The sequence below is a fragment of the Streptomyces sp. NPDC044063 genome (genome assembly GCF_056434285.1).
Map to the genome: position 1 here is coordinate 315,847 of NZ_JBWKFM010000005.1, position 10,308 is coordinate 326,154.

General features: G+C 72.4%; 6 protein-coding genes and 2 tRNA genes. 2 read left to right on the forward strand and 6 right to left on the reverse strand.

Translation table 11 applies throughout. The features are described 5' to 3' along the window. Positions 1 to 156: 156 nt before the first annotated feature. Together tig and AC07BS_RS09765 are read right to left on the reverse strand one after the other, a co-directional pair. Complete coding sequence (gene tig / locus AC07BS_RS09760; RefSeq protein WP_478641619.1) at positions 157 to 1,527, reverse strand: trigger factor; 1,371 nt, start codon at positions 1,525 to 1,527, stop codon at positions 157 to 159. 145 nt (positions 1,528 to 1,672) lie between these two features. Next, a tRNA-Pro gene (locus AC07BS_RS09765) sits at positions 1,673 to 1,749 on the reverse strand. 155 nt (positions 1,750 to 1,904) lie between these two features. Between AC07BS_RS09765 and AC07BS_RS09770 the strand changes: the two genes are divergently transcribed. Then, a tRNA-Gly gene (locus tag AC07BS_RS09770) sits at positions 1,905 to 1,978 on the forward strand. A 51-nt stretch (positions 1,979 to 2,029) separates the two neighbouring features. On the opposite strand, the gene AC07BS_RS09775 is transcribed toward AC07BS_RS09770, so the two are convergent. Further along, the gene (locus AC07BS_RS09775; RefSeq protein ID WP_478641621.1) at positions 2,030 to 2,224 is read right to left on the reverse strand and encodes a hypothetical protein; all 195 of its coding nucleotides are present in this window, start codon (positions 2,222 to 2,224) and stop codon (positions 2,030 to 2,032) included. Between the two features lie 303 nt (positions 2,225 to 2,527). On the opposite strand from AC07BS_RS09775, the gene AC07BS_RS09780 reads away from it, so the two are divergent. Beyond that, positions 2,528 to 3,601, forward strand: coding sequence for an acyltransferase family protein (locus AC07BS_RS09780; RefSeq protein ID WP_478641623.1), 1,074 nt, complete (start codon positions 2,528 to 2,530; stop codon positions 3,599 to 3,601). Between the two features lie 139 nt (positions 3,602 to 3,740). On the opposite strand, the gene AC07BS_RS09785 is transcribed toward AC07BS_RS09780, so the two are convergent. The 3 genes from AC07BS_RS09785 to AC07BS_RS09795 are packed head-to-tail and all read right to left on the reverse strand — an operon-like array spanning position 3,741 to position 10,092. Next, a complete protein-coding gene (locus AC07BS_RS09785; RefSeq protein WP_478931267.1) occupies positions 3,741 to 5,174 on the reverse strand; it encodes a DUF6177 family protein in 1,434 nt (477 codons plus the stop codon). Then, entirely contained in the window at positions 5,171 to 9,178 is a 4,008-nt protein-coding gene (gene eccCa / locus AC07BS_RS09790; RefSeq protein WP_478931269.1) for a type VII secretion protein EccCa, read from the reverse strand. Before eccCa ends, AC07BS_RS09785 begins: the two co-directional genes overlap by 4 nt. Beyond that, on the reverse strand, positions 9,175 to 10,092 hold the full coding sequence (locus tag AC07BS_RS09795) for a CpaE/TadZ family protein (protein WP_478931271.1): 918 nt from the start codon (positions 10,090 to 10,092) through the stop codon (positions 9,175 to 9,177). The genes eccCa and AC07BS_RS09795 overlap by 4 nt, the downstream gene beginning before the upstream one ends. Positions 10,093 to 10,308: the final 216 nt, after the last annotated feature.

Genomic DNA, 10,308 nt, shown 5'->3' on the forward strand with positions numbered 1-10,308 from the left:
GCCCGGACGCGCCCCCTCCGCACGGGGCGGCTGGGGGCTGCGTCCGGGCCCGTCCGGGTCACAGGGCCGTACGAGCGGCGCGAGGACCCGCCTCGCGCCACCCGCCGGCACCGCCGTGGCCGCTCAGCCGAGCGGCCCGGCGCCGAGCGCGAAGGCTCAGGCCTCGTCCGTGCCCTCGACGGCCTCGACCGTCTCGGTGGCGGACTCGGTCTCGTCCTCGTCCTCGAGGTCGACGACCTCGCCGTTGCTGTCCTTGACCGTGGCGGCCTCGACGACGGTCGCGAGGGCCTTGCCGCGGGCGACCTCACCGACGAGCATCGGGACCTGGCCCTGCTCGACGACGGCCTGCGCGAACTGGTCCGGGCTCATGCCGGAGGACTGGGCGCGGCGCATCAGGTGCTCGGTGAGCTCGTCCTGACCGACGCCGACCTTCTCCTTGTTCACGATCTCGTCGAGGATGAACTGGGTCTTGATGCCCTTCTCGGCCTGCTCCTTGAGCTCGGCCTCGAACTCCTCGGCGGACTTGCCCTGCATCTCCAGGTACTTGTCCAGGGTCATGCCGATCTGGCCGAGCTGGTGGTGCTCGAGGTTGTGCTTACGGGTGTTGACCTCGTCCTCGAGCAGCTTCTCGGGCATCGGCACCTCGATGAGCTTGATGAGCTCCTCGAGGACCTTCTCCTGGGCCTGGGTGGCCTGGTCGAACTTCTTCATCCGCTCGAGGCGCTTGCGGCTGTCCGCCTTGAGCTCCTCGAGGGTGTCGAACTCGCTGGCCAGCTGGGCGAACTCGTCGTCGAGCTCGGGCAGCTCACGGGCCTTGACGGCCTTGACGTCGACCTTGATCTCGGCGTCCTTGCCCTCGGCGCTGCCGCCCTTGAGCTGGGAGGTGAAGGTGGCGGAGGCACCGGCCTCCAGGCCCTTCACGGCGTCGTCGATGCCGTCGAGCAGCTGACCGGAACCGATGGTGTAGTCGACGTCGGCGGCGACGCCGTCCTCCAGCACCTCGCCGTCGACCTTGGCCTCCAGGTCGACGGTGACGATGTCACCGTCGGCGGCGGCGCGCTCGACCGGGGAGGTGGTGGCGAAGCGGTCGCGCAGCTGCTCGACCGACTTCTCGACGTCCTCGTCGGTGACCTCGACGGCGTCGACGGTGACCTCGATGCCGGAGTAGTCCGGGATCTCCAGGGCCGGGCGGACGTCCACCTCGGCGGTGAAGGAGAGCAGCTCGCCGTCCTTCAGCTCGGTGATGTCGACCTCGGGCTGACCCAGCGGGTTCAGGTCGGCCTCGTTGACCGCCTCGGTGTAGAACTTCGGAAGCGCGTCGTTGACGGCCTCCTCCAGCACGGCACCGCGGCCGAAGCGCTGGTCGATGACACGGGCCGGGATCTTGCCCTGGCGGAAGCCCTTCACCGTGACCTGCTTGTTGATCTTCTTGTACGCCGCGTCGAGGCTGGGCTTGAGCTCCTCGAAGGGCACCTCGACAGTGAGCCGAACCCGAGTCGGGTTCAGGGTCTCCACGGCGCTCTTCACGGTTCGGTCTCCTTGGGGCTGACTGCTGGGTTTCTGCTGGTCATCGGATGTTGATGGTCAGCGGATCGCGCCCGGTAGAGAGACACACAGACGCGCAGCTTGCATAGTAACCGCAAGCAGGATGGGCCCCACAATGTGATCTTGCTGGTCGGGGTGGCCGGATTCGAACCGACGACCTTCCGCTCCCAAAGCGGACGCGCTACCAAGCTGCGCCACACCCCGTCGGTGCGAGACGTAGGGTACATGCCCCCGGGGGTGCCGGAGGCCGCTTATCCGCAGCCCGGACGGGGGTCGGGGGGCGGGTGTGCGATGCGCGCTCCGGACCCGCTACGATGCACTCCGTGCCGTCACGCGCCTTTCGCGCCGGGGCGGCGCACGCGGGCGTAGCTCAATGGTAGAGCCCCAGTCTTCCAAACTGGCTACGCGGGTTCGATTCCCGTCGCCCGCTCCACGATGCCTCCGGCCCCGGCCGGAGGCATTCTTCGTTCCTGAGCCGCTGACCTCAGAACTTGATCCCGTTTATGGTCTGGGCGATCGAGTCCAGGAACTTCTGGATGGACGGCGCCATGGCCGTGGAGGCCAGGAAGAAGCCGAAGAGGATGGCGACGATCGCGGGCCCCGCCTTGATGTTGTTGCTGCGGATCATCACCACCAGGATGATCGCCAGGAGCAGCACCACGGACAGTGAAATGGCCACAACTGATCACACCTTCGCTCGGAAGCCTGACCGGGCCCGGGAGCCTCGACGTCCCGTGCACCCCCCACTTTCCCGACCATCGTGCCACCAACTCCCCGGTCGTAGGGATGTGTGTGACGGAGCATCGGAGGATTGCCGGAGGTCCCTCGGACCCGCCACGGCCGGAATCCATGCGGACGGAGTAAAAGTCCGACCATAGTTCCGCTCATGGTTCCGTCAGGAGAAGCACACTCCGGGGCCCGGCCGGGGCGGTCCGGGGGCGAGGGTTTTACCGGCTCCCGATCCGCCGCTAGGGTGCCTCGAATGTCCCCCACCGCCACTCCTGCCACGGTGGCCCCCGCTCCCGAGCCACCCGCCGCCGCGACCGGCACCCCGGCGGGGCGCGACCCCTTCTTCGACAACGCGAAGTACCTGGCGATCGTCCTGGTCGCCCTGGGTCACGCCTGGCAGCCGCTCACGTACACCAGCAACGCCGCGAGCGCGCTGTACTACACGGTCTACGCCTTCCACATGCCGGCCTTCATCCTCATATCCGGCTACTTCTCGCGTAGCTTCGACCTGAGCCCGGCCAAGGTCAAACGGCTGATCACGGGTGTCGTAGTGCCGTACGTGCTCTTCGAGGTCGGCTACACCTACTTCCAGCACTGGGCGGAGGACGCCCCGCCGGAGCCCATCTCGCTGACCAACCCCTGGTACCTGAACTGGTTCCTCGCGGCGCTCTTCATCTGGCGGCTGACCACGCCGATCTGGAAGGTCGTGCGCTGGCCGGTGCCGATCTCGTTCGTGATCGCGATCCTGGCCGCGATGTCCCCCGAGGTCGGCAACGACTTCGACATGCAGCGGGTGCTGCAGTTCCTGCCCTTCTTCGTGATCGGCCTCCACCTCAAGCGCTCGCACTTCGAGCTGGTGCGCCGCCGCTGGGTGCGGATCGCGGCCTTCCCGGTCTTCGCGACGGCGATCGCGGTGGCCTACTGGCAGCCCCGGCAGTTGAACACGGAGTGGTTCTTCCACAACGACAGCGCCCAGGACCTCCACGAGCCCGCCTGGACCGCCCCGATCGTGATCCTCGCCCTCTTCGCCTGCGCCGCCGTCCTCACGGCCTGCTTCCTCGCCTGGGTCCCGCGCCGCACCACATGGTTCACCGCGCTGGGCGGCGGCACCCTGTACGGCTTCCTGCTGCACGGCTTCCTGATCAAGCTCTCGCGCTGGTGGGAGTGGTACGACGCCGCCGACTGGATCCGCAAGCCGGTCGGCGAGGTCGTGGTGACGGTCCTGGCCATCGCGGTGATGACCCTGCTGTGCACCCCACCGGTCCGCCGCGTCTTCCGCTTCGCGATGGAACCCCGCATGGACTGGGCGTTCCGCAAGCAGTCGTAGCCTCACGTAGGAACGTGCAGCCCCGCGTATGCGTGTAGCCCTACGTATGAACGTAAGAACAGGGGCCCGGCGTCGTCATCCCGACGCCGGGCCCCTTCGCGTACCGGCCGGCTCTCCCGTCGCCCTCGCGACGGGTCCGTCAGCGCTCCTCGGTCTCGGACGAGCGCAGATGACGCACGAGTCGTTCGAAGGCCGTCCAGCCGGCCGCGGTGGTGCCGTCCCCCAGCGGGTAGTAGTAACCCGGCCGGGCCGCCGGCCCCAGCGGTATCGGGGCGTCCTCCAGCGGCGGCGCGCCCGCGTGGTCCCGGCCCACCTCGCGGACCTCGTCCGGGCCCAGCACGAAGGCGAGCGGCACGGGCGGTCGCTCGAAACGGGGCGGAACGCTCAGGTCGCGTCGCGCCTCGCGCAGCTGGCACAGCATGGACCGCACCCCGTACCGGGTCACCAGCTCCTCGGCGAGCCGCCGCAGCCCCGCCACGGGCACCGGCTCGCCGGGACCGTGGCCCACGGCGAGGGTGACGTCCTCCTCGACGCCCTCGGAGGTGCGCACGACGCGCAGGGTGGCCTGGGCCGGCCGGTCGGGGGTGCCCACGACGACGGTCCAGGTGGGCTCGGGGGCGCGCTCGTGCGCCAGGGTGGTCAGCTGCCGCCGGGACCAGGGCAGGTTCGCCGGTTCGGCGGTGCCCCAGCCCGCGGGGAGGGTGCCGGTCAGGGCCTGCCAGGCGGTCTCCAGGGCGCCGCCGAGGACCAACTGGTCGTCCGCCCGGTGGCGGGTGCGGAAGGACAGCAGGAGCTGTCGGTCGTCGGTGCGTTCCACGTCGCCGAAGGCGGGGGCGACCGGCGTCTCGCCGTTCTCGTCCCGAGCGGGGGCGAAGGCTCCGTCCTGCCAGCGCAGCACCGCGCCGGACAGTCCGTCGTAGTAGCCGATGCGATCGTCCTGGACGACCCACCGGGAGGGCGGAGCGGTGAGCAGGGTGCGGGTGGCCAGGGAGAGGCGGCTGTGGCCGGGGGTGACGATCTGCAGGCCGCGCTCGCTCTCCGCCGCGGCCCGCAGGACTTCCGAGAGCCAGCTGGTCATGGCGATGACCGGGCGGTCCTGGAGGACCACGGCTGTGCGGTCGGTGAGGACGTCGACGGCGGGCTGCGCCGCGGCGGGGGCGGGCACGGTGGTGATGCCGGAGGTGTCGACGGGGGTGCCCGGCGCGTCCGTGCCGGGTGCGCCGGGCGGCCAGACCCGGCCGCCGAGCAGATGGGCCAGGCGGGCCGCGAACGTGCCGGCGAGCGGCTCGGCCGCCGGCACGGCCGTCGAGGCGCGGGCCTCGACCCACCACAGCGGCCCCTCCCCCAGGCTCTTCTCGTCGACGCCCAGCAGGCGCGCCGCCTCGCCGGGCACCCGCAGCAGCAGCGGCGCCTCGACCGACAGCAGCGGCCGGCCCTCCTCGTCGCACAGCTGGATCACGGCATCGTCCGAGGCCGTGCCGACCCGCAGGTCCGGCCCGCCGGAGAGCAGCCCCGCCAGGACGCTCCAGGCGTCCGGCATCCGCTCGGTGAGGGCGATCACGTCCTTGGTCATCGGTGGGTCCCCGTGGTGTCGTTGTCGTCGTCGGCGGCCAGCGCCGTCTGGATGAGCCGGACCGGCTCGCCGCGGCGGACGAGCGTGCCCCGGCCGGGCGGCTGGGCGGCGGCGTAGACGCCGGGGAAGAGCTGGCCCTCCTGCCGGTCCCCGGTCATGACGACCGCCGTCGTGCCGCTCTCCCTCAGGGTCATCAGGAACGGTTCGTACAGCGCTCGCGAGGCGCCCGCCACACGGCGGGTGACCACGAAGTGCAGACCGATGTCCGGGGCGGAGGGGATGAACGGCAGGAAGGGCGCGAGTGGTTGCTGCCCGGCGGTGGTGAGGACGTCGTAGTCGTCGATGAGGATCACGATGCGCGGGCCGGTGAACCAGGTGCCGGACGCGAGGGCGTCCTGGCCGGCCAGGTCGTCGGGCATGCGCTTCTCGAGCTCGGTGGCGATGCCGGTGGCCAGGGCGCCGCAGAGCCGGGCGTTGTGCGCGTAGCCGCCGCGGTACTCCTCGGGCACCAGGGTGCGCAGGCCGCGGCGCGGGTCCATGACGGCGAAGACGAGTTCCTCGTCCGAGTAGCGCTCCATCAGTCCCTGGGCGACGACCCGCAGCAGGTTGCTCTTGCCGCACTCGCTGTCGCCGAGGACCAGCAGGTGCTGGTCGCGCCGGAAGAGGTCCAGCAGTACGGGCGCGAGCGCCGTCTGGTCCAGGGCGACGGGCACCCGGTGGGGCTCGGCGGTCGCCGGCGGCAGCGCGGCCACCGGGATCCGGGCGGGCAGCACGCGGACGGGCTGGGCGCCCTCGCCGGACCAGGCCGACGCGATGACCGCGACCGCCTGTTCGACGGCGGGGCCCAGCCCGGCGGTGGTGGCGAGGGCGTCGATGCGGGGCAGCGCGGTCTGCGCGAAGAGCTTGCCGTCGGTCAGCGCCCGGCCCTGCTCGTCCGGACCGAGGGTCTCGGCGAGCTTGCGGTCGACGCTGCTGTCGCCCGGGTCGTTCAGGCGCAGCTCGACGCGGGTGCCGAAGGTGGCCTGGGTGGCGATGCGGACGTCGTTCCAGCGCAGCATGGACGCCACGACGTGGATGCCGTAGCCGCCGCCGCGCCGCAGGAGGTCGGTGACGGCGTCCTCGAGCTCGGCGAAGTCGTCGCGCAGGGCGCCGAAGCCGTCGATGACGAGGACGATCTCGGTGGAGGCGAGCTCGGGCAGCCGGCCTTCGGCGCGCAGGTCGCGCAGCCGCTCGACGGAGTCGATGCCGTGCTCGCGGAACAGCTCCTCCCGGACGGCGAGCATGCCGCGGACCTCCTCGACCGTGCGGGCCGCGCGTTCGTGGTCCGCGCGGCCGGCGACCCCGCCGACATGCGGCAGCCCGGCGAGGGCGGCGAGTCCGCCGCCGACGAGGTCGAGCCCGTAGACGCCGACCTCGCGCGGGGTGTGCGTCATCGCGAGCGACAGCACGAAGGTACGCAGCAGGGTGGTCTTGCCGGACTGCGGTCCGCCGACGACGGCGGCGTGGCCGCCGGAGACGGTGAGGTCGAGGATCCACTGGCCCTGCCACTGCCGGGCGGGGTCGTCGAGGACGCCGAGCGGGACCTTCAGCGGGCCGGGGCGCACGGCCAGTTGCATGCCCCGGTCTCCGGCGCGCAGCGGCCCGGCGGCGGTGTCGAGGGCGATGGCCCGGGGCAGCGGCGGCAGCCAGATGGCGCGGGTGGGCGCGGCGGCGGCGCGCAGCTGGTCGACGACGACGGACATCGTGGTGGGCCCGGGGTCGCGGTGGCGCGTGGCCGGCTCCTCGCTCCCCGTGGCGGGCCGGTCCTCGGGGTCGCCGAGGGTGTTGAAGTCCGGGTACGGCCAGACGGTGGGGGCGGCGTCCTCGGCGTCGCGCCGGACGGGGCCGCGGTAGGGGCCGGAGACGAAGCCGGCCTTGAACCGCTCGTAGGCGCTGACGTCGACCTTGAGGTAGCCGAAGCCGGGGATGGGCGGCAGGTTGAAGGCGTCGGCGGTGTCGAGGACGGTGCGGGACTCGTCGGCGGAGAAGGTGCGCAGACCGAGCCGGTAGGACAGGTAGGTGTCCAGGCCCCTGAGCTTGCCGCCCTCGATGCGCTGGCTGGAGAGCAGGAGATGCACGCCGATGGACCGGCCGATGCGGCCGATGGACAGGAACAGGTCGATGAAGTCGGGCTTGGCGGTGAGCAGCTCGCCGAACTCGTCGATGACGACGAAGAGGTGGGGCAGCGGCTCCAGGTCGGGGCGGGTCTCGCGCAGGGCGGCGTAGTGGCCGATGTCGGCGACGTTGCCGGCGTCCTTGAGGACCTGCTGGCGGCGCTGGACCTCGCCGGCGAGGGAGGAGTGGACGCGCTCGACGAGGCCGGCCTGGTTCTCCAGGTTGGTGATGACGCCGGCGACGTGCGGCAGGTCGGCGAAGGGCGCGAAGGTGGCGCCGCCCTTGTAGTCGACGAGGACCATGGCCAGGTCCTCGGGCGGGTGGGTGGCCACCAGCGCGAGGACGAGGGTGCGCAGGAGTTCGCTCTTGCCGGAGCCGGTGGCGCCGACGCAGAGGCCGTGCGGGCCCATGCCGAGTTCGGAGGACTCCTTGAGGTCGAGCAGCACGGGCTCGCGGTTGTCGCCGACGCCGATGGGCACGCGCAGGAACGCGCGTTCGCCGCGCGGCTGCCAGAGCCGGCCGATGTCGAGGGCGGCGGGGTCGTCGATGCCGAGGAGCTCCATGAAGTCGACGGGGCCCGACAGGGGCGCGTCGACGAGGGACTCGGCCGACAGCCGCAGCGGGGCGAGCAGCCGGGCGATGCCCTCGGCGCCCGCCGCGGTGACCGGGTCGGTGGTGCCGTGGGCGGTGACGGGCGGTCCCTGGCGCAGGTCCTCGACATGGACGTCGTCGCCGTCGACGGTGATGCGCAGGGAGACCTGGCCGGGTTCCTGAACGCGCTCGGCCACCAGGTGGAGGACGGTGACGCCCATGTCCGGCAGGGGTACGGCCTCGTCGGGGGTGGGCAGGTCGCGGGCGTCCCGCCCGTATCCGTCGCTGACGACCAGGAGCCGGCTCGCCATGTCCAGGGCCTCGCGGCCGGACAGTCCGCGCCGGACCTCGGCGGCGTAGGAGGCGCGGGCGCGCAGGTCGCGCTGCATCAGGCGGGCGAGCCGGCCGATGCCGGGGGCGATACGGCGGGCGCTGACGGGCCCGTCGAACTCGTCGGGGTCGAGGGTGTGGGGCAGCCACTTGAGCCAGCCCCAGTCGGCCATCCGCTCGTCGGGGCAGGCGAGGGCGAGACCGACGTCGTCCGGGGCGTGCAGGACCGCGGTCTGGGTGAGCAGGGCGCGCGCGACGCGCAGGACGCCGTCGCGGTCGCCGACGACGCTGATGTTGCCGACGCGGTCCAGGGGAACGGTCAGAGGCAGGTCGACCGCCGTAGTGAATCGATTCTTCAGCGCCCCGGCCTCATTGAGCATGAACTGGTCGGGCGGCGTGAGGACGCTGCCGCCGGGCAGCCCGACGACGAGGGGCCGTACCGGCATCTCGCCGGTGCCCACCCGCACCCGCAGGAAGTCGGCGTCGAGGCGGCGGCGCTCCCACAGCCGGGCGGGGTCGCGCACGACGTCGTACAGCGCCTCGGGGGCGGGGTCCAGCACCCGGGCCGCGGCCCGGTGCCCACGCTCCTCGGCGACCAGCTCCTCGCGGAGCTCCTCGAGGTAGTCCAGGTAGCGCTCACGCTGCTGACGGCGGGTGCGCTGGGCCTTGCCGCGCTGCGACAGCATCATGGCGACCGAACCGATGACGGTGACCACCAGCACCATGGCGCCGATCGCGGCGAACTGGCTGTTGCGGACGACCGTCATCATCACGACGGAACTCATCACACCCGCGATGGGCATCAGGGAGTGGAGGGCGCCGCCGGTCTTGCCCTCGGGCAGGTTGGGCGGCGGTTCGATGGTGCGGGCGGCGGGGACGGCCTGGGGCCGGGTGGTACGGGCGGGGCGGTGGACCAGGCGGGTCGTCATCGGGTGTGCCGCCTGTTCATCGCCCGGCCGAGGACCTCCGCGGCCAGCTCGGTGACGGCCTCGCGGGTGGCCTGGCCCAGCAGCTCGTCGCGCACCGGACCGCCGGCGGCGAGATGCCGGTCGTAGGGAAGCATCAGCACCTTCACCCCCTCCAGCCCCAGATGTTCGCTTGCCGCGCTCACGTCGAGCGTCATATGGGGGGACGACGCGGCGACGACCACCACAGTTCCCTCCAGCATCGCGGGCCTCCCCAGCGACGCCATCCAGTCCAGCACCGCGCGGGTGCTCACCACACCCTCGACGGTGGCGGGGGCGACCAGCACCCGGGCCTGGGCCGCCCACAGCGCCGTGCGTGACAGCTCGCTGGGCAGCGTCTCGCAGTCGACGACGGTGATGCCGAAATAGCGGCGCAGCGCGACCATCACCGCGCGGTAGTCCGCCAGCTCCAGACGGCTGCCGACGTGGCCCTGGCTGCCCGGCAGCAGCCAGCCGCCCTCGGGCAGCTGGACGAGGTAGCCGATGACGTCGGTCAGCCGCATCGAGGGATCGACGATCTGCGCGAGGTCGGCGACCGTCCACTTCACCTTGGCGGCGCCGAGCCGGGCCGGGAGGGTGCCGAGCGCGGCGTCGGCCTCGAGGATCAGCACGGGGTCCTGGCGGTAGTGCGCGTACGTACGGCCGAGGAGCGCGGCCACGGTGGTCTTGCCCGCGCCGCCGCGGATGCTGGTGACGGCTATCTGACGGCCCGTGGTGAGCGGCTGCTGGAGGGCCTGGGCCAGGCGGGTGGCCTCGGCCACGTCGCGGGTGGCCGAGGAGCCGACGAGCCGGCGCAGCGAGCGGCCGGTGCGCCGGGCGGCGGAGTCGCCGCTGAGCGGCTTGCCCTTGATGAGCTCCTCGGGGAGCGGGATCTCCATGGTGAGGGGGCTGGGCGGCAGCGGGCGGGGCGCGGGCCGCGGGGCGGGCGCGGGTGCGGCGGGCGGGGCGGGCACCGGGGTCGCGGGGGCGGCGGCCGGCGCGGGGGGGGGGGGGGGGGGGGCGCCCACCTCGGGGGCGGCGGCGAGACCGTCCAGGCCCTTCGTTAGATGGCGCAGGTTGCGCCGCACGTGAACCTGGCAGGTGTCCTCGGGTAT